This is a genomic window from Methanocellales archaeon, assembly GCA_028715985.1.
Lineage (GTDB): Archaea > Halobacteriota > UBA148 > UBA148 > UBA148 > UBA148.
The window spans coordinates 20,164-41,024 of record JAQUQR010000006.1 but is presented as its reverse complement, the minus strand read 5'-3'; the positions used below and the strand labels follow the sequence as shown (position 1 = coordinate 41,024).

At 43.3% G+C, this 20,861-nt stretch carries 14 protein-coding genes; 6 read left to right on the top strand and 8 right to left on the bottom strand.

The window, feature by feature from the left end; all coding sequences use genetic code 11:
* The 6 genes from PHI74_06150 (at nucleotide 1) to PHI74_06125 (ending at nucleotide 12,299) form a co-directional block, all read left to right on the top strand.
* Nucleotides 1-1,995, top strand: a complete 1,995-nt coding sequence (locus PHI74_06150; protein ID MDD5485588.1) for a (Fe-S)-binding protein — start codon at nucleotides 1-3, stop codon at nucleotides 1,993-1,995.
* A gap of 5 nt (nucleotides 1,996-2,000) precedes the next feature.
* Entirely contained in the window at nucleotides 2,001-6,533 is a 4,533-nt protein-coding gene (gene gltB, locus PHI74_06145; protein MDD5485587.1) for a glutamate synthase large subunit, read from the top strand.
* 8 nt (nucleotides 6,534-6,541) lie between these two features.
* Complete coding sequence (locus PHI74_06140) at nucleotides 6,542-7,966, top strand: glutamate synthase subunit beta (protein MDD5485586.1); 1,425 nt, start codon at nucleotides 6,542-6,544, stop codon at nucleotides 7,964-7,966.
* Between the two features lie 388 nt (nucleotides 7,967-8,354).
* Nucleotides 8,355-9,071, top strand: coding sequence for a hypothetical protein (locus PHI74_06135; GenBank protein ID MDD5485585.1), 717 nt, complete (start codon nucleotides 8,355-8,357; stop codon nucleotides 9,069-9,071).
* A gap of 228 nt (nucleotides 9,072-9,299) precedes the next feature.
* On the top strand, nucleotides 9,300-11,621 hold the full coding sequence (locus PHI74_06130; GenBank protein MDD5485584.1) for a hypothetical protein: 2,322 nt from the start codon (nucleotides 9,300-9,302) through the stop codon (nucleotides 11,619-11,621).
* A gap of 219 nt (nucleotides 11,622-11,840) precedes the next feature.
* Nucleotides 11,841-12,299: a hypothetical protein gene (locus PHI74_06125; GenBank protein ID MDD5485583.1), complete on the top strand. Its 459-nt coding sequence runs from the start codon at nucleotides 11,841-11,843 to the stop codon at nucleotides 12,297-12,299.
* A gap of 242 nt (nucleotides 12,300-12,541) precedes the next feature.
* On the opposite strand, the gene PHI74_06120 is transcribed toward PHI74_06125, so the two are convergent.
* The 8 genes from PHI74_06120 to PHI74_06085 all read right to left on the bottom strand — a co-directional run bounded on the left by PHI74_06120 (nucleotide 12,542) and on the right by PHI74_06085 (nucleotide 20,815).
* Nucleotides 12,542-13,486 (bottom strand): hypothetical protein, encoded by a 945-nt coding sequence (locus tag PHI74_06120; protein ID MDD5485582.1) that lies wholly within the window; start codon nucleotides 13,484-13,486, stop codon nucleotides 12,542-12,544.
* Between the two features lie 96 nt (nucleotides 13,487-13,582).
* Nucleotides 13,583-16,189 (bottom strand): valine--tRNA ligase, encoded by a 2,607-nt coding sequence (locus tag PHI74_06115; GenBank protein ID MDD5485581.1) that lies wholly within the window; start codon nucleotides 16,187-16,189, stop codon nucleotides 13,583-13,585.
* Nucleotides 16,186-16,947: a dihydroorotate dehydrogenase electron transfer subunit gene (locus PHI74_06110; GenBank protein MDD5485580.1), complete on the bottom strand. Its 762-nt coding sequence runs from the start codon at nucleotides 16,945-16,947 to the stop codon at nucleotides 16,186-16,188. Before PHI74_06110 ends, PHI74_06115 begins: the two co-directional genes overlap by 4 nt.
* Nucleotides 16,948-16,952: 5 nt before the next feature.
* On the bottom strand, nucleotides 16,953-17,846 hold the full coding sequence (locus tag PHI74_06105; GenBank protein MDD5485579.1) for a dihydroorotate dehydrogenase: 894 nt from the start codon (nucleotides 17,844-17,846) through the stop codon (nucleotides 16,953-16,955).
* 265 nt (nucleotides 17,847-18,111) lie between these two features.
* On the bottom strand, nucleotides 18,112-19,260 hold the full coding sequence (locus PHI74_06100; protein MDD5485578.1) for a hypothetical protein: 1,149 nt from the start codon (nucleotides 19,258-19,260) through the stop codon (nucleotides 18,112-18,114).
* A 17-nt stretch (nucleotides 19,261-19,277) separates the two neighbouring features.
* Entirely contained in the window at nucleotides 19,278-19,424 is a 147-nt protein-coding gene (locus PHI74_06095) for an AbrB/MazE/SpoVT family DNA-binding domain-containing protein (GenBank protein MDD5485577.1), read from the bottom strand.
* A 120-nt stretch (nucleotides 19,425-19,544) separates the two neighbouring features.
* Nucleotides 19,545-20,132, bottom strand: coding sequence for an NAD(P)H-dependent oxidoreductase (locus PHI74_06090; GenBank protein MDD5485576.1), 588 nt, complete (start codon nucleotides 20,130-20,132; stop codon nucleotides 19,545-19,547).
* A gap of 242 nt (nucleotides 20,133-20,374) precedes the next feature.
* Nucleotides 20,375-20,815 (bottom strand): hypothetical protein, encoded by a 441-nt coding sequence (locus PHI74_06085; protein MDD5485575.1) that lies wholly within the window; start codon nucleotides 20,813-20,815, stop codon nucleotides 20,375-20,377.
* Between the last annotated feature and the right edge of the window lie 46 nt (nucleotides 20,816-20,861).

Below are 20,861 nucleotides of genomic sequence, written 5' to 3'. Positions count from 1 at the left end.
ATGCCGCCTAATATCGCGATATTTGCCGTCATTTTTGTGGCCTCTGTAGCGCTTTTTGGCTGGAGTTGTTTCCGACGTTTTCGCTTGGTGACCCTGGGCAAGGCAGACAATCGTTTCAGTAATATCGGCAAGCGTATCGGGAACATGCTGTATCAAGCTTTTGCTCAGCGATGCACGGTTTCCCACGGATATCGTTTTGGTTTAAACCACCTTGTCCTCTTCTGGTGCTTTATGATCTTGTTGATTGAAACTACCGAGTTCCTGTTTAACGGGGTGTTCCCAGATCACATTGACCTATCGCTACTGCCGGCTGGTTTGTACCATGCCCTGTCCTTTATTTTTGACTGGGTATCGTTGTTTGCTCTCCTGGCAGTGTGTGCTGCAGTAATCCGTCGTCTGGCTTTTCCTCCGTCTTACATAGTCGCGCGGAGCCTTGAGGCCTTTGTTATTCTGGGAGTAATCGCCATTCTGATGATTACCTTTTTCGGTATGAACGCCAGCGAAATTGCTCAGGGGGGTGTAGAAGCCGCCCGGTACATGCCAATATCCAGTTTGGTGGCCTCTATTTTCTTCATGGACGTTTCAGCAGGAAGCCTAGTTGGCTATGCCAACTTTTTCTGGTGGATTCAAGCTATAGCGATGCTCTCCCTTCTGAACTACCTGCCTTACAGCGACCACATGCATGTTCTTACCGCCATTCCCAACTGTTTTTTCAAGAGTCTCACCAAGGTTAATACCCAATCTCGGGAAGAGTTCAAAGAGAGTAATATCTTCGGCGTTGGGCGGGTAGACCAATTTACCTGGAAGGATTTATTTGACTCTTATTCCTGTAGTGAGTGTGGTCGCTGTACTGATTGCTGCCCGGCTAATTTCACCAGCAAGCCGTTAAACCCGCAACGGGTCATCCACGATATTAAGGTCAACCTGCTGAAAAATGGCCCGTTAATGCTCAGGAATAAAGACCCGATACTACCCTTAATAAGCGACGGTCAAGAGCAGGACGGTAGCATATCTGAAGAGGTCATCTGGGAATGTACCACCTGTGGCGCTTGTATGGAAGTATGCCCGCTAGCTATTGAACATGTGCCCAAGATCGTTGATATGCGTCGCCATCTAGTGGAGATGAAAGCCGAGTTCCCGGAAGAGCTGCTAGCCTTTTTTGAGAATATGGAGCAGCGAAGTAATCCCTGGGGCATTGCTCCCGGGGAGCGTATCAAATGGGCGACGGACATTGATGCCAAGCCGTTTGAGGCTGGCACGACCGAATATTTATTTTACGTAGGCTGTGCCGGTGCTTTTGATGCCCGCAACCGACGGACGACCTTAGCAGTGGCTAAAATTCTGGATGCAGCGGGCATTTCCTGGGGCATCCTTGGTAAGGATGAAATGTGTTGTGGTGACAGCTTGCGCCGATTGGGTAATGAATTCGTTTTCGACCGTATAGCTAGAGAGAATATCAAGATGTTTGCTGAAAGAGGTGTTAAGAAAATTATTACCCAGTGTCCGCACTGCTACAGTACCTTGAAGAACGACTACCTTCAGTACGGTGCCGAACTGGAAGTCAGTCATCACACCGAGTTAATCAATAATCTACTCAAAGAGGGTAAACTAGAGTTGAACCGGACCAATGACCTGGGTAAAGCGGTGTTTCACGATTCCTGCTATCTGGGACGTTATAATAATATCTACGAAGCCCCGCGCAAAGTTTTTGCCTCGGCTACCGGTCAGATACCAACCGAGATGGAACGTCATCACGATAAGTCTTTTTGCTGCGGTGCCGGCGGCGGGCGCATGTGGATGGAAGAGGCCATTGGCAAACATATCAATGTGGCGCGTGTAGAAGAAGCCTTGAATGAAGACCTGGAGACGATTTGCGTATGCTGTCCGTACTGCATGACCATGTTTGAAGACGGGCTAAAAGATAAAGACGCTGTCGATAGAGTGCAGGTGTTAGATCTGGCCGAAATTGTAGCCAGAGCGCTGAAAAAGGACTGACTGGTATGAATCATAAACATTTTCCTGCAAAACAAGGTCTTTATGACCCGCAGTTTGAACGAGATTCCTGTGGCGTAGGATTCGTATGTAATATCAATGGCCAAAAAAGCCATAATATTATCGATCAAGGCTTAATGATATTAAAGCATCTTGCGCACAGGGGGGCTGTTGGCGCAGATCCTAAAACAGGTGATGGCGCCGGCATTTTGATTCAGGTTCCTCATGAATTTCTTCTTAAAGAGTGTAAAGAGAATGAGATTAATTTGCCTCATGTGGGAGAGTATGGAACGGGATTGATATTCTTACCACAGGATAGAAAAGAATGTGATTATTGTAAAAATATATTTTCAAAAGTTATTTCTGCCGAAGGCCAAGAGCTCTTAGGTTGGCGAAAGGTTCCTGTAGACGATTCTCTTATAGGCAAGATGGCACGAGAAACCGAGCCTATAATTGAGCAAATATTTATAAGAAAGAGTGAAAATATCAGCGGCCAACTGTCGTTTGAGAGAAAACTGTATATTATACGAAAGCAAATAGAAAATGAAATCCATTCCTCCAAACTTAAACAAAAATCTTTCTTTTATATTACGAATATCTCAAGCCGAACTATGTCGTATAAAGGACTTTTAATGCCTCATCAATTGGAAGATTTCTTCCTTGATCTTAAAGATGAAGCAATAAAAAGTGCTATTTGTTTAGTGCATTCTCGCTATAGCACAAATACGTTTCCAACCTGGGATTTGGCTCAACCGTTTAGATTTCTCGCCCATAATGGAGAGATAAACACATTAAGAGGTAATATCAATTGGATGAGGGCACGAGAGGGGCTTCTTAAAAATAAATATTTCGGAAAAGACATAGAGAAGATAAAACCAGTCATCGCCCCTGGTGGCAGTGATTCAGCAACTATTGATAACGTATTTGAATTGCTTACATTGTCAGGCAGATCGATGCAACATGCAATGACAATGTTGATACCTTCGGCTTGGGGCAAATATACTCTCGTAGATGAGAAGTTAAAAGAATTTTTTAGATATCATGCGTGCCTTATGGAGCCATGGGATGGACCTGCTACAATCGCATTTACTAACGGAAAACAGATCGGTGCAGTGCTTGATAGAAACGGATTAAGACCAGCAAGATATATCGTAACAAAGAACGATTTGGTCGTAATGGCATCTGAGGTCGGTGTTCTTGACCTTAATCCAAATGAAATCCTTTATTCGGGAAGGCTTGAGCCAGGAAAAATGTTTTTTATAGATACGGAGCTTAAAAAAATAGTCAAGGATGAAGAGATCAAAGAAAGCCTATTACACGAAAGACCTTATTGTGAATGGACCAAGAAACATATAATCGAATTAGATGAATTGCCGAAGCTGAAAAGAAAAAAGAAGATTGAAAACCATATTAACAACGTTCTTCTCGAGATGAAGATTTTTGGTTATACGCGCGAAGATTTAACGTATTTATTAAAACCTATGGGTGAGACGGGAAAAGAGCCGATTGGGTCTATGGGTAATGATACCCCCCATGCTATTTTGTCAAGTAAACCGCAACTCCTTTTTAACTACTTTAAGCAACTGTTTGCTCAAGTAACGAATCCTGCGATAGATCCTATACGCGAAGACTTTGTCATGAGCATAAGAAGCTTCATAGGGCCGCAAAAAAATATTTTAGAAGAGATACCTGACCACGCGATGAAGCTTGATGTCAGAGAACCTATTTTGACAAACAGCGAGCTAGATAAGATAAGGCATATAAACGGGAAAGGCTTCAAAACCAAGACCGTATCTTTACTTTTTGATATACGCAAAAAGGGCTCTTTTATGAAAGCTCTCGATCGTATATGCAAGCAGGCAGAACATGCAATCAAAGAGAAATACTCTTTCATCATACTAAGCGATAAAGGAGTGAATGAAAATTATGCTGCATTGCCTTCGCTTATGGCAATGGGATGCGTGCAACATCATCTGGTTCAAAAAGCCATGCGTACGCAGATCAGCATAATTATAGAGAGCGCAGAGCCAAGAGAAGTTCACCATTTTGCTCTTTTATTCGGATATGGGGCAGACTGCGTAAATCCTTATCTAGCATATGAAGCCCTGCGGCATCTTATCCATCTAGGGGAACTAAATATATCAATTAATGAGGCTGTAAGAAATTATAGAAAAGCTATTAATAAAGGCATACTCAAAATACTGTCAAAAATGGGCATTTCCACCATAAGAAGTTACCGGGGTGCCCAGATATTTGAGGCATTAGGACTGGATAATCACATAATAGATAAATGTTTTGCTGGTACTGCATCGCGCATAGGTGGTGCCGATTTTGAAGTAATTCAAGAAGAAACGATTAAAAGGCATATAAAAGCATTTTCAGATACAGAAAAGGGTTCATCTATCCTCCCTACAGGAGGGATATATCAATGGAAAAGAGATGGAGAATTTCATCTTTGGAATCCGGAAAGCATAGCAACGCTTCAAGAGGCTACAAGGAAAGGCGACTACGCTAAATATAAAGTTTTTTCCAAGTTGATAGACGATCAATCCAAGCATCCCACAACTATAAGAAGCTTATTAGAATTCAAGAAAACTACTCCTATACCTATCGAAGAGGTTGAACCTGTCGAAGAAATAGTAAAAAGGTTTGCAACCGGTGCTATGAGCTTTGGATCGATTAGTGGGGCCGCTCACAGGTCTTTAGCTATAGCAATGAACAGGCTAGGTGCTAAGTCTAATACGGGAGAGGGGGGTGAGGATCCATCCAGATTTAATCCTCTTCCGAACGGTGATTCAGAAAGAAGTGCCATAAAGCAGGTAGCATCAGGCAGATTTGGTGTTACAACAAATTATCTCATTAATGCTGATGAATTACAGATTAAAATCGCGCAGGGTGCAAAACCCGGAGAAGGGGGGCAGCTTCCAGGGCATAAGGTAAGCGCTATAATTGCAAAAACCCGATATACGACCCCTATGGTAACCTTAATTTCACCACCACCTCATCATGATATCTATTCAATCGAGGATTTAGCACAATTAATATTCGATTTAAAAAATGTTAATCCTAATGCAAGAATAAGTGTAAAACTCGTCTCAGAAATTGGCGTTGGAACTATTGCAGCTGGTGTTGCTAAAGGACATGCTGATATGATTCTCATTTCAGGGGGCGATGGGGGCACAGGAGCATCGCCCTTAAGTTCGATAAGACATGCAGGGCTACCTTGGGAACTTGGTCTATCAGAAACGCATCAGACATTAGTTTTAAATAACCTAAGAAGCAGAGTGCGGCTACAAACAGACGGTCAATTGAGAACCGGAAAAGACGTAGCTATTGCAACCATGCTCGGGGCTGAAGAATACGGTTTTTGCACAGCCGCACTAATAGTTTTGGGTTGTGTAATGTTAAGACATTGCCATTTAAACAACTGTTCGATAGGTATTGCAACACAGGAGGAGTTACTTGAAAATAGATTTAAGGGAAATCCTGATCATGTTGTTAACTATTTTAATTTTGTAGCAACCGAACTTAGAGAAATTATGGCAACTTTAGGAGTAAGGAAAATAGAGGAGATGGTAGGAAGAACAGATTTATTAAAAGTTAATAAAAGTATTATTCCCTGGAAAGCCAAGGGGATTGATTATTCAAGAATTCTCCATAAACCCAAAGTGGGCGATAATGTTGGCTGTAATACAAGGCAAGATCACGGGATAGACAGTGTCTTAGATAAGAAACTCATACACCTTTCAAAAAAAGCACTGACTGAAAAAGAACAAACAAAGATACACATGAAAATAAATAATGCAAACAGGTCAACTGGGGCTATGTTGAGCGGTGAAATCTGTAAAATCCATGGTGAGAGTGGCTTACCTCCCAATACAATCCATTGTAAATTTGAAGGAACTGCAGGACAGAGTTTCGGAGCATTTCTTGCAAAAGGCGTTACCTTCGAGCTCGAAGGCATGTCCAATGATTACATCGGAAAAGGGCTATTCGGTGGAAAGATAATCGTCTACCCTACTAAAAATTCTGATTATAAACCAGAAGAGAATGTGCTTATCGGAAATACTGCATTTTATGGGGCGATAAACGGGGAGGCCTACATAAATGGTATCGCTGGAGAGCGATTCTGCATAAGAAATTCTGGACTTTATGCTGTTGTAGAAGGTGTGGGAGACCATGGATGCGAATATATGACAGGTGGCAGAGTGCTTGTTTTAGGAAAAACCGGAAGAAATTTTGCCGCTGGCATGTCAGGCGGTATTGCCTATGTTTATGATGAAGATGAAAAATTCAAGTTACGATGCAATACCGATATGGTAATTCTAGAAACACCAGGTGATGAAGATAAAAATATTATAAAAACCCTTTTAAGCAATCATCACAGATACACAGGCAGCAGTCTCGCTAAACATTTTTTGGATAATTTTAAAAGTGAAATAAGGCATTTCGTTAAAGTAATACCCATAGAATACAAAAGAATTACTGAAGGCATTAAGGTAGAAGATAGATTAGATCTAAAGGAGTATACTGATGGGTGATCCAGACCATGGGTGATCCAAAAGGTTACTTAAAACATAAAAGAGAAACTGCACCCTATAGGCCTGTATGTGAACGTATAATGGACTATGGTGAGGTCACAATACCCCATCCTATTGAAAAATCTAAAGAGCAGGCTTCCCGCTGCATGGACTGCGGAACACCGTTTTGTAATTGGGGTTGCCCAATCGGGAATTATATCCCTGAATGGAACGACCTAATGTTTAAAGGGCAGTGGAAAAGGGCTTATAATTTATTGGAGGTCACAAACCCTTTTCCTGAAATCACCGGGCGACTGTGTCCTGCACTTTGCGAATATTCATGCGTTTTAGGAATAAATGATGATCCTGTTACCATACAAGAAAATGAATTGGCGATTTCGGAACAAGCTTTCAAAAAGGGTTATGTCAAACCGCATCCGCCAACTAAAAGAACGGGTAAAATTGTAGCAGTAGTAGGATCCGGTCCAGCAGGATTAGCGTGTGCAGCAGTACTTAACAGGGAGGGTCATAAAGTAACCGTGTTTGAAAAGGATGAGAAGATTGGCGGCATTCTGAGGTATGGTATTCCAAGTTTTAAACTAGATAAAAAAATTCTCGATAGAAGACTGGGCATATTGGAAAAGGAAGGTATTAAGTTCGTTACAAAAACTGATGTTGGCATTGATTACGAAGTTTCTAAACTCAAGGAAAACTTTGAGGCCATTTGTCTGGCCGGCGGATCAAGGGTACCCAAGGATCTTAAAATCGAGGGTAGAGGGTTAAGTGGCATTCACTTTGCAATGGATTATCTTATACAATCCAATAGACTGCTAGAAGGAGGGAAAATCGCAAAAGAAGATATGATTAATGCTAAGGGAAAAAAGGTTATTGTCATCGGAGGTGGTGATACGGGTGCTGACTGTGTTGGAACCGCAAACAGACAAGGGGCGACTTGCGTTGTTCAAATCGAGATCATGCCGCAGCCGCCCGAATGCCGAACGGATAGAATGCCATGGCCCTATTATCCAATGCTCCTTAAAACTTCATCATCTCACGAAGAAGGGAGCGAGCGGCAATGGTCTATATCCACTAAGAAATTTGTAGGAGAAAATAATCACGTGCAAAGAATATCTTGCGTTAAGGTTAATTTTTCGCAAGATGACAAGGGATGCCCTATATTCATAGAAGAGCCAAACAGTGAATTTGAGATAGAGGGAGACTTAATAGTGCTTGCACTTGGATTCACAAACCCTGAGCATCATGGGCTTATAGAAAAGCTTCGAATATCATTAGATAAAAGAGGTAATGTCCAAACTGATAATGCTTATATGACGTCCAAAAAGGGCATATTTTGCGCCGGAGATATGCATAGAGGGCAGTCTCTCATCGTTTGGGCAATTAAAGAAGGTATGGATGCAGCATATCATATCAATAAATATTTGTCTTACAAATGACTGCTTAGATTAAATGGTGAAAAGAAAACGCCAGAAGAATTATTTAGAAAGGTTCAGCCGATCAAAAGGCTTGTGAACAATGGGACCGAATAAGGGCGAGGAATGCGAGGGATCTCAAGGGATTATATGAGCATTCAAGGTGGCATCCAGGTCGTATTTTCTGTACTCGGGATCCAAATTCAAGAGGACTATGTGTGGAACTGTCGTTGCAAAGCGCTTGTTTTTTTGGATATACAAACCATAGGTTAATTAATGTATGAGAGAATTTAATTGCAGATGAAGAAAAAGAAAAAAACGTTCAAAAACGGTTACATAACGCTTTATACCAAATTTTTTACTGTTACAGGCCCCCGTACTTAAGTACGGGATATAGTGACTTTGTAGGTGAATGATGAGTCTGCAAGAAAAGATTGATTATGTCGTGAAGTTAGGGGAGAAGCTTTCACACTCGGATTCTCCTACGCGGCGGGAAGCCGTAGTGGAGCTAGAACGGATTTTAGAGCCTGAATGGGCAAAGCATACGCCTCTTACAGATCCAGAAATCATGCCCGCCTATCGGATTAATATCCCTCCTCTACTTGCTCAAGCTATTCGCACGGAAGCAGACAACGGACTTCTCTTTGAGATGGTGAACCTTGCATACATGATAGGCCCAGGCGGGCCTGCTATAACAGAGGCACTTGTGGAGAGAATGAAGGACGTAATCACACACGCGACTGTAACAATGCTTGGCTTTGCTATTTTGGGTGCCATCTGCCGAATGGGAGAATTGGCAAGGTTATATTCTATTGAGCAGTCACATGATATAGATGATTATCATGTTCGCACCTGGGTTGTGTCGATGTTAGTTGAAGGTAATCATTTTGGATTTGGAGGTATCCACTGGCAAGCTATGTTCCTTCTGGCCGATTCAACACGCGAGGAGGACTGGTATTGTCTGTGCGAACTTTCGTATGTCTTCGAAGAGGAGGGTTTCACGGACAGAACTGAGGCATGCACTGGTTACAGCATGACGCAAGGCAAAGGGAATCACGAAAGAGAACATTGCATACACCCTCCGCCGACGAGGGTTTACTCGTTTTTTGAATTGGTGGGTGTAAACTGAAAAAGCAAAAGCATGCTGGTGGTGAGAAAAGAAATATGAGGAGGCAATAAAATGTTTTGACAGAGCCCTAGAAATACCGTTCTAAATAAAATGAGAGTAAAAATATATTTAGAGAGAGAATAAAAACAAAAGAAGGTGAAAAATTATGAAAAAGAAAATCATAGCTGGCTTAATAGCAATAGCTGTAGTAGCAATTGCATCTATAGTCTTTCTTTGAGGTGATACTCTATGAAACGTTCTTTTCTAATAGATGTTTTGATTATTGGCCTCAGCTTACTTATCATAATATATCAGCCGTTATTGTTGTTTATTTTTATAGCTCTCATCGCAGGGTATTTTTTAGGTTTGTTTAGAGAGAATGAAAGCTTTGATGACAAAGTGAAGCGCGCTAATAAAATATTCGGCTTCATTTTAGGAAGCAGTGTGGGGTTCTTTGTTGGATTATCTATGGTTATAATTGACCTTAATGTCGGGGTTTCTGGGGGAGTAATTATAGGTTCGCTTGTTGGTATCTTTTTAGTACATAAAGAAAGCATGTTAGGACATCCATTTCAATTAATTAATTCTGATTGGAAATCTGCTGGTGGACGTTTTGGGACTGTGGTTGGTTTTTTTGTATCAATCGCCATAGGCTTAAGTATTTTTGAAGAAGCTTATACATTAATTTGGATTATGTTTTTCTTTTTCTTCCTAATTGTTGGCACTTTGATAGGGAGATTCGTCGGCAAACTTGTTACTCCGTTGATTGGACGAGTTATGACAGATAATTTTGTCCATGGAATGAAAAAAGCTCCAAAAAGCAAGTTTAAGATTGTTATCAGAGATGGATTTGTGGGTATGATTGCTGGATTTTTAGTGGCTTTTTGCATAGGTTTTATTGCTGACGTGTTATTTTCTCTTTCAAATTTAACCGATATCATCATAGGTATCACTTTTTTCGACTTCTTCGACGTAATTTTTGCAAGCTTTTTGATGAGTTTTGTATGCCTCTTTTGGGGTATTATTATGAGTATATTTGCAAAAAAGGAAAAAGTTACAGGTGCAAATATTGGATTACTTGTGAGTTTTATTCCTGGGATTACGTATGTTTTTCTTCTTATTGACAATTTATTTTCAGGCTTTGCATTGTTTATAATTTCTCCAGTTATAGGATGTATAGTAGGTGATTTTGTTGGTAAAAAGATTTTTGAGAGATTTTATAAAGATAAGGGGCTTACCAAGATATTCCTTGACGAAGGAGAATATGAAAGTATTTTGGGGATCCCGCCTACTGCCTGTGTATGTATTATTTTAGGAGAACCATTTTTACTTGAGGGCTGGAAGAGGGTCTGCTGGATTGAAGATAGTGGTTTGACCATAATTAGCCAGATGAATGACCCTAAGGGTAGGCTACGGGTGTCCTTTGAGAAGAAATTGGATGGGATGGGGATTAAGGGAAAGGCGAGAGAAAAACTCTTAGAGCATAAGAAATTGGATTATAAAGGAGAAAGTCCTTACGATGAGAAATTGTTGAATTTGGATTTGAGCGATGAACAGAAAATAGAACTCGTCAGATTCATTACCCTCTATCACCCCTATATCTGGACTAATCTCTGGTCATATCTCCAGAATATGAGAAGGCCAGTGGAAGAAGCTTTAGGGGCTAAAGGCTTCTCTGGCGGAGAATTAACCGAGATGACCAACAGAAAGATTAGATATATCCTTTTAGACGATTCCCTAACCGTGAAAGTAATAGATCCATTAATAGAAAAATTAGAAAAATCGGAGGTTGAAGGCTACGAGAAAATGATTGAGTATTACAAAAAGATGAGTCCAAGTTGGTTTCTAGATAATGTGCCTATAAAGGAAACTCTAGGGATTTTGGGGATAGAAGAAGCTATTATTCAGCGCTATGTAAACCAAATCCTTTCTCAAGAGAAGGAAATGACTTCTCTATTATTTACTGGAGAGGTCTGGGCATTCTGGAAGGAACTTGAAAGGAATAAAAAGATAGACAAGAAAATGTACGAACTCATTTATGCCTACTACAACGCTAAATGGATGTATGAGTTTTGTAAGAGACACACAAATGTGGGGGTTTACTGGGTGGATAGGTCTTCCGAAGAAAGAAGGCTTGGCAAAGCCGGGGCATCCTCTATAGGTACAAGCTGGTTCTTAGATATAGAACTATTTATCTGGCTGGAAAAATATACATTCTTCTGTGATTTAGACGATGCCTGGATGAAGGCAGCATCTTTGTTTGTAAAGTATCTTAAACTTGGCTTTCTAATCTTTCGCCAGAAGGAATTTAATACAATTAGTCGATTTACCCGTACTATTCAGTATCCTCGTGAGACTTACCATTTCGTAACTGAACTTTTAGACCTGATCAGGGTTCCTTTTGATGTAGGGCATAATTATATGGTAAGAAAAGAGGCTTGGGCGGAGATAGGGGGCACACCGTTTGGCTTCGATAAACCAAAGAGTCTATTTGAAATGACAAAGGGATGGGTTGTCGGCTTCTATCGGCATTTTTGGATGGAAGAGGGAGAATTCCTTTACACTGGATAAAGAATAGCCTTTTAAATTCGTAAGCGGCTTAATGAAAATGTTTTTCATTTGAATACTTACACCTGAATTCAATTGCTAAAAATCAGTAAAAGCGACAAAAACGTAAAACCCTTGGGCATCTACGTTGATGCCCCGTTTTTCAAAACGGGGTATATGACTTTAAATATTGAAAATATATCTATTAAGAAGAGTTGGTTTGGGAAATGAAATGAGGACAAAATGAAAGGTAATAAAGGACTTAGTATTTTAGCAGGAGTTATCATGGGTTTTATCCTCGGGATGTGGATTTATTCCTTAGTGGGATACATGCTTGTTTCCGGACCGGTTGTTTCCGGAATCCACCGGCATGTACCCTTGGAAGTCAGGAAGGCTCTTCTTATCAAAGCCCTGAAGTTCGGTGCAGCTCCGGGAACCTTTGTTGGTTTCATTGCTGGACTTGTAATACCGCAACCTGAACTCCGATTCCATTTTCCTAGAGGACACATGGCAAAATCCATAGGGTGTTTCTGCTGGATACCCATTACTGCCCTTGCTTGGATAACGAACTGGAGCAACGTATATGCTATGAGTGGGTGGGAGATAGCAGGGGCTGTTGGAATGACTTTTATTTCCCTCGTTTTAATAATCCCTATTAGCGGCACTCTTGGGCATTATGTCGAGAGAATCCAAGAATTATGAAGGGGAATGACTATGGATATAGGGTGGATTGTTTTCTATATTCTAATTTTGGTGGGTAACCTCCTTGTAGCTACTGAGTGGGCCTTTGATACCTGTTCTTTATTGCTCACTGTGTTCGCCTGATAGAACGCTCCCGAAAAATTCTACAATACCGGACTAGGCATTTAATTAAATAGATCTTTTCTGATACTTTTTTTGCACCTATTCATAAATGTCTTTGGCACCAGAGTTGAGGCAGTAAATCAAGATTGTTCAATGATTATCGACCACTGACCTTTTCCAGATATATATAAGATATAAGTCCCAGGCTCAATTATCTCAACGGTTTTAACTCCATCAAAAGGGCCAATCTCATCCGCGAGAACAGCATATGTGGCGTCGTAAGCTCCACATGGGTGGACCTCCTTATAATTTACGAGCACAACTTCAAACTCTTCGGAACCGTTGTACGTCATCCTAAATATTGATGTGCCACTTTCGAGTGGAAATGTTGATGTGTATCCGGGTGTGTCTCTTGAGAGTTTTATTTGTTCTGGCTGAGATGTCTCTTGTGCTGGTGTCGGGGTTTGTTTCTCCGCTGAAGTAGTCCTATGGGCGCTAGGAGGAAGGAAATGCACCTTCAACGTCGTTTCCGCTTTTAAAACGTTGGAATGACCGGAGAATTCGACCTGTTCGCCCGCCATATTTTCAGCATTGTTGCCCAGAAGGGCGTAAACTGAGTCGGGCTGATCCCTTTTGGGCGTAAAAATCACCGATATTGCCAAATCATCAGATATTCTTTCAAAATCCGTCCACAGGCCCAGCTCGATGAGCATTATGGCATTGTCGTACCATCCCACGTCATCGGGCGTTAAGCTGACCTCATAGCTTCCCTTTTCAACCGTTGCCTCTCCGAAAGCCATGTGTCCCGTATAAGTGGTGTCATCTCCCCTTTCCCAAAGGGGTGTGTCTATAAGCATCCGTTCAGCTTCATGTGCATCTAATGGAACAAGCAATCCCTTTCTCCAATAGGGTCTTTCGATAAACACTCCCAAAACGCAACCATCTGGCAGATTTGTTTTTCCAGAAACTGTTATTTGCCCCTCTTTCTTTTCTGCTGAAGCGGTAAGCGTGTAATTCTTTACAGCCCCAACCTGGACAGGAACCACCGCAAGGATGGGGGCACCAGACCCGATTTTATTCTTCACTGTAGTTGCTCCCGGGTGTTTGCATAATGTTCTATACTATGTAGAGATAAGTCTATGCCTAACCTAAATCTCACCTTTTATAAGATATCAAAGAATTCATCGTGAAATTGTTATGACCATATCTCCAACCTGAATTAGATCTACAGCCTTCCCCCCCGATAGAATCTCTTTTTGGATTTCTACGGCTTTGGAAGTTACCTCTACGGTTTCGCCATCTATCTCTATTGCGATCTTGCCAGTTTCAATTTTCTCTGCTATGTTTGGCGTGCTCTTCAACGCCTCTATCGCCTTATCCGCTTTGCTTTTAAATAGTGGCCCAAGAACGCTCATGTTCGGCTTGATGTCAACTATGCGATCCTCCGTATGAGGAGTGCCTTCCATCACCTCAACATTCCTCGCCCATGTAGCTCCTTTGAGGTCTTTTATGCCATGAGTGAGCCAGCTGATATCAGGGGCATATATCTCGATGTTCTTCACTTCAGCGTTCAGCGCCATGCCACTCTCTGACTTATACCTTCTTATGGCACTGATGACATCCTTGATCTGTTCACCGCCCATCTCAACCTTGTCGTCTATCAGCGAAGTATCCACTTCTGGCCATTTGCACAAGTGGATGCTTTTTTCTCCAAAACAAGAATGAACCTCTTCTGTAAAGTGCGGAATGAACGGGGATAACAACAGCAATATCGTATCGATAACAAGGCTCAGCGTGTACTGTGCGCTTTCTTTTGCCTTTACATCATTGCCATATAATCTATACTTTATCATCTCAATATAGTTATCTGCCAGATCATTCCAAGCAAAATCTCTAATATCCTGGAGAGTCTTGAATTCATATCTATCAAGATCAGTCGTGACTTCCCCAACCAATCTGTTGAGCTTGCTGAGCATCCACTGATCGATGAGGCTCAGTTTCTTTGGGACCTTAGTGGAATGATGGGGAATGCTGAATCGAGCGATGTTCCACATCTTGGTCAAGAATCTCTTCCCATACACGATCTCCTTGAACTCGAAGGGATAGTCCTCTCCCAGCGAGGCGGTAGCAGCCCATTGTCTGACAGGATCGATGCCATATTCAGAGACCACCTCCTCTGGCTCGATGACGTTTCTCAGGCTCTTGGACATTTTTCTGCCGTCTGGCCCCTGCACCATTCCGTTGATTAAAACACCCTCAAAAGGCGCCTCTCCGGTTAGAATGTGACAACGGAACGTAGTATAAAACAACCATGTCCGAATGATTTCATATCCCTGCGGCCTAAGAGAGGTGGGATAAAGCTCATCGAAGTCGTCACCCATCCAGTTGCTTGCCATTAGTGGAGAGATGGAGCTGTCGACCCAGCAGTCACACACATCCGTACTACCTAAAATATCTTTCGAACCGCAATGCGGACACGTTCTAACGGGCGGATCATCTGTAGCAGGATTTACTGGAAGCTTTTCTATGGGAGGTGCTATCGTGGTCTCGCATTTGGAGCAATACCAGAAGGGAATGGGGGTTCCAAATACCCTTTGTCTGGAAATAACCCAATCCCAATCCAAGGAGGTTGCCCAATCAATGAGCCTTTGGAGCATATATGAGGGGTGCCAACTCATTTCCTTTGCAGCTTTGACGACCTCTTCAGTATGATCTTTGACTCTGATAAACCATTGGAGCGTTGGTATAAGCTCAACAGGCCTCTGACATCCGGATCGCTCAGCATGGATCAAAACCCTATGCGTCATCTGCTCCTGTTTGGTTAGGGCCCCGCAATTCTTCAAATCCTCTATTATCTGCACTTGGCATTCAGCTATGCCCAAACCCTGGTATTTGCCAGCTGCTTCCGTCATCAATCCGTTTTTGTCTATTGCATTTATCACGGGCAAGGAGTAATTTTGTTGCCATGCCAGATCCTGCTCATCGCCATATGTGCAGACGTATACCGCCCCAGTCCCAAAGCCCATGTCAACCTCTTCATCTGCAATGATGGGGACTTTTCTGTCATAGAGAGGCAATCGTACTTTTCTTCCTACGTACCTGCGAAACCTCCCATCTTCCGGATGCACCATGACTGCCACACAGGCACACATCAGCTCTGGCCTGGTTGTGGCAATTACCATCTCATCCCCCCCATCAACCTCTAACTTTATGTAGCTGAGAGCGCCCTTCTGCTCTAAATATCCGAGTTCCGCTTTTGCCAGTGCTGTCATGCAGTTCCAACAATAATGGATCGGATGCCTCCTTCGGTAGATTAGTCCCAGCTCGTTAAATTTGAGTAGGGATAACTGGACTTTGGTTACATAATCCTCAGACATCGTTCTGTATTCCCTGGACCAATCAGCTGAGTAGCCCAATCTCTTGAACTGGGACTTCATCTTCTTTATGCTCTCCTCAGTCCAGGCAACACACGCCTCTCTGAATTTTTTCCTGTCCTCTTTGGATACGCCTCGTCCCTCGACCTGAAGCTCAGTGGGCAAGCCATGGCAGTCAAAGCCTTGGGGCAGCAAAACGTTGTAGCCCCTCATTCGCTTATATCGAGCTACAATGTCGATCCAGGTATGATTTAGTATATGGCCCATGTGTAGGGAGCCGGAGGTAAACGGCGGCGGAGTGTCTATTACGTATTTCGTGCCATTTGCCTTGGGATCAAAGTAGTATAAATTATCGTCATCCCACCGCTTCTGCCACTTTGGCTCTACTGCATTTGGATCATACTCTTTATTCACAGCTTCACCCTCTTTCCACTTGCATCCCTCGTATATTGCCCGAACTCTGTGCCCACTAACTGGTCTCCCCTGAATACAGGTCCGTCCCTGCATACGCGCAATCCCGAAGGATCGATGCAGCACATTCCGCAGAGACCGAGGCCACACTTGACATAGCGCTGAAGGCTGAATTGCACTCTGGATAACACATCAAAGCCCTCTGCGATATTCAAAACTCTGAACATCATCTTTTCCGGACCGCAGGAATAAATCGCATCATATTTTGCCAGGTCCAGCTCATCAACCAACTCGGTGGCTAGTCCAGGATATCCAAGAGAGCCGTCCTCTGTTGCTATCATCAAATCTCCGGCGTTATCGAACCGCTTTTTAAACAATAGCTCTTCCGCGCTCTTTGCCCCCAGAATCGTCTTTACCCTTATATTATTACCCTTTGCCTTTTCTGCCAACGATCCCAAGGGTGCAGCTCCGACCCCGCCGGCAATCAACAGGATTGACTTTCCCTCCAGCGAAAAACCATTTCCGAATGGCCCCCTTATCCCAAAAGAGTCGCCTTTGCCCAATTTGAACAGGGCAGCGGTTGCATCTCCCACTTTTTGTACCGTTATGGCATTGGAGTAAGAAAGAGACATCGGAATCTCGTCCACTCCACGAATCCAGACCATCACATATTGCCCGGGGACGTGCCCCAGATACAAGTCGAAAAAGAAGGTTTGGGTGGATGGCGTTTCATTGACGATCTGGGTTATTTCAGCGTGCATTGGGATCACCTCACTGCAGCTCCCTGTACATCCTCTAAGTCACAGCCAGTATCCTGTAGGTAGCGGGCGATCCCCTCCGAGATATGTCTAAAAACATCCATATCCTCGTAGACTGCGGACCCGATTTCTATGGCAGAAGCGCCAGCCAGGATGAACTCAAGGGCATCCCTCCAAGAGGAAACTCCTCCCACACCGATGATGTCGATATTTAGCGCAGCATATAGATCATAGACGCATTTCAAGGCAACTGGCTTTATCGCCGCTCCCGAAAGCCCGCCACTGATGTTGCCCAATACCGGAAAGCGGGATTCTATATCGATTGCCATGGCTGGCAGCGTGTTTATTGCAACAACGGCATCAGCTCCCCCTTTTTGAGCGGCCAATCCACTCTTGACGATGCTTGTCAGGGGCGGGAGCTTGACCCATACCGGAACGTTCACCGCTTCCTTAACAGCTCTGGTGATCTTCTCGACCTCGTTGGGGTCTTCCCCGAGGGAGGCCCCATATCCCTCGGCATGAGGGCAACTCAGGTTCAATTCAAAGGCATCCGGACCTGCCCCAATCAAGCCAAGGGCAACCTCTTTGAACTCCTCCGCATTTCTGCCGAATATGCTCACAATTACGGGAACTTCCCCCTTTGCCTCCTTTAACTCATGTGTAAACTCATGGTAGGAGGGGTTAGCTAAGCCGATCGCATTCAAAAAACCGTGCTCTGTTTGAATCATCACCGGCCCCGGATGGCCCTCTCTTAACGCGACTCCTATAGATTTGGTTACAACCGCACCTGCACCGCTACTCATAACCCTTTTCAGCGAAGATGCGGTACTGCCGAGGATTCCTGCAGCCAGTATGGTGGGATTTCTCAGTTGCAATCCTGTGACGTTAGTAGTAAGGTCCATTTAATCTCCTATCTCATTTAGCTTATCTGGAGCATTTAGCTTATCTGGAGCATTTAGCTTATCGGGAAATATATTTAACGCATGTTACGTTCTTTTTCAGAAATCGACGATAGAGAGAAAATCTCACATATGCCTTTCGCAGATGTCTGGAATCAATCTTACACTTCCATGCTCATTTTCACTCGTAACTAATTTTTAAATAGACGATGTTGCCCGAGCTGCACATTTTGGATGATTATTGTCCAAACGCCGCCTGAAGCCCTGATCAATCTGCGCCATAACGAGCCGATGCTGTCCTCACCGCCTCGGAGGAGCGTTCTGCCAATACGTCCTCCAGGTAGCCGATGACATCTGCCTCGATGTCATTGATTTCGTCGAGGCTGGTAGCATCTTCTCCCTGCCTTGGCATCGCGAGGAACAAGGCTATCGTCCTCTTCAGGTCCGAATTCAATGCCAGAAATACTTGGTGCATCAGGCTCAGGTGCCTGTAATAGGTCATCTGGAAAGCAATAATGGCATTGTTCAACTGCTCTGGACGAGCGCCCCAGATATCCTCGATTCCCTCCCCAAGCGACTCCAGAATCCCATCCTTCAAACGCAGCGTTTCAGATCTGGAAAGCTCCTTGGCATGGAACTGGCAGTACAACGTCTCAAGCTGGTGGTAGTGGTCCACATAAACCGCACTCTCCCTCAGTTTGTTTTCCCATTGTCGGTTTAAGGCATTATACTCCTCCGAGCAAGGGCCAAGCTTCTTTTCGGCAAAGAGCATGCTCGCAATGTGACTGACAACCTCAGCATTCGGCTCCTCGATGACCAGCGGCAGGTCTATTTGTTCGTGCCATTCCTCGTGGAAAACAACATGAATGAAACGGCTCAGCGGAGCTTCGATCAGCGTTCTCGTTACAGGTGTCTTGACGCCGGCCACGGCCTCTATAGAGAAGAAGAAGACATCATACTCATCCAGGTCGATGACCACGTCTTCCGGCTTACCAACGCCGAAGCGCAACTCTGGATCACCGAGGCCGTAAGGCAGGCTGATAACCGGGGTATAAAAATAGTAGTGGTAGGCATCTAGCTCATCTACATACCTCTTGAAATTCTCCGTCTCGCTGAAGCCAAGCCCCAATGCAAAGGCCTTTATTTCATTGACCATCTCCATCCGGTACTGCTGCTCCTCTGTCAGGCCTACGAACTCGTCTGGATCCCAGATGCTCCCCTCGATCAGAGGCTCCTTGTCTAGCCCGTGCTCTTCTACTTTCTCCGGTGTTACCTCTGGTGTTTGAGCAGGCGTTGGCTCAGGAGACGATATACATCCTGAAAAACCCATAGTTGCTATGGCTCCTGCAAGTGCAAGAGACTTGAGGAACCTGCGCCTTCCTATCTTCATATCTCTATAGTATGGTATATCGTCCAACGCCTGACATAAAGTTTTCACGCCTCTCCTATCTCGATTGTTCTCTTCCCGGTAATTTTTACCGATATCCTGGTATTCTCGTCCCATCCAAACCCACGAACGATATCCATAGGTAACGTTACCATATAGGAAGATCCAACCTTCAGGATTTTTCTGTCCTTCATGTTTAAATAAATGTTTAAATATATATTAAAGTTAATCTCTTGAGATTAAGGTAAAACTGCCTTTGGCTATCTTACACGCTTGTTCCATTACTAAGGAACAGCTAATAGAGGAATTTGAGATCAAAATTCTTTGCCCAGTTTGTAGGCTTCCTCCAAATATCCCTTTCGAACCTTATCGCTAACTAGAGGAACTCCGTAAAAAAAGATATGTTCTACGTTTTGTATTCCACAACTCTTCAGCATATATTCGTCAAAAATCTTTTTAATCGCATCCTCCAAGCCAGTATCCTTATACAGTTTTCCCATGGCCATCGCAGTATTAAATATTATGGCCTTCTTTTGTGGAAGAAGACCCTGTGGCCCCATCTCTCCTGGAGAGGGGGGCCTATATGCAAATCCGAGTGAGAGAACACGCTGGAACCATCCTACAAGAATGGCTGGCAAATTCCCCCAATATATTGGTGAGAAGAAAGCTAGTGCATCGGCCTGTGACACCTTCTCTTGCTGTGCAAGTATATCTTCGGGCATTCTGGCCCCTTTAAACTGAGCGACGTCTTCAAGCCTCATGACTGGGTCAAATTCTATCTCTCTCAGGTCAAGAGCATCAAAGGTGTTTCCTGCCTCTTTTAGTCCTTTTGTAAAGGATTCAAGTATGGCATGGCTGAAAGATTTTGGTTTGGGGCTGGCGATTATCGCCAAAACTTTCATTTTCAAACCTCCCTTACGATTCCTGTTAAATACCAAAATGCCCACCAGATTTATATTTATCGGTTATCGTCAGTAGCTCCGAAAGTTGATGGCATCGTCAACTAAATTTTGGGTTTTAAATTTAAAGCGGGCATATCCTCACAATAGTTGAACAAGTAAAAAAAATGATTTCCAATCTTTGGCGGGCACAGGCGAGAAGAGAAACTCCAAGAAACGTCCATCATGATGAGTCCCAAAACAGTCTATTGTGAGGGGCTTTTATTTGTCAGAGTATTATTAAGATTTCTTATGGCTGTAGTTAGCTCTTTGTAAACGTCAACGCCTTTGTAAATTTGATCAAAGGTCAAGGAATGACTAAATAAACCTATATCCAAAACCACTAAATTATCGTCAAAATCTAGGTCAGTGACTTTTATATTTGGGTGAGGATTGCCGATCATATTCTTAATCGCTTCTACATCTCTAGCACTTTCTTCCAACCAACTGATTAAGTTTTCTTTTATTTCCCTGTGTGCATGAGTGATGTCGTCCTTACTCCCTTCTAAAACAACTTCTACCCTACCATCAGGTAAATTAAAAGCGCCTCCTTTTTTAAAACCATCATGAATCAATTTGGTGGTGACTGTAAGCCTACAACCGATATGTTGAACGTGGTTACCCTCTATATAAAAAAGCGCCTTCATCTCCCCTTAACTCCTTTCCAGACGGCAGGCAGTTTCATTTTCTCAC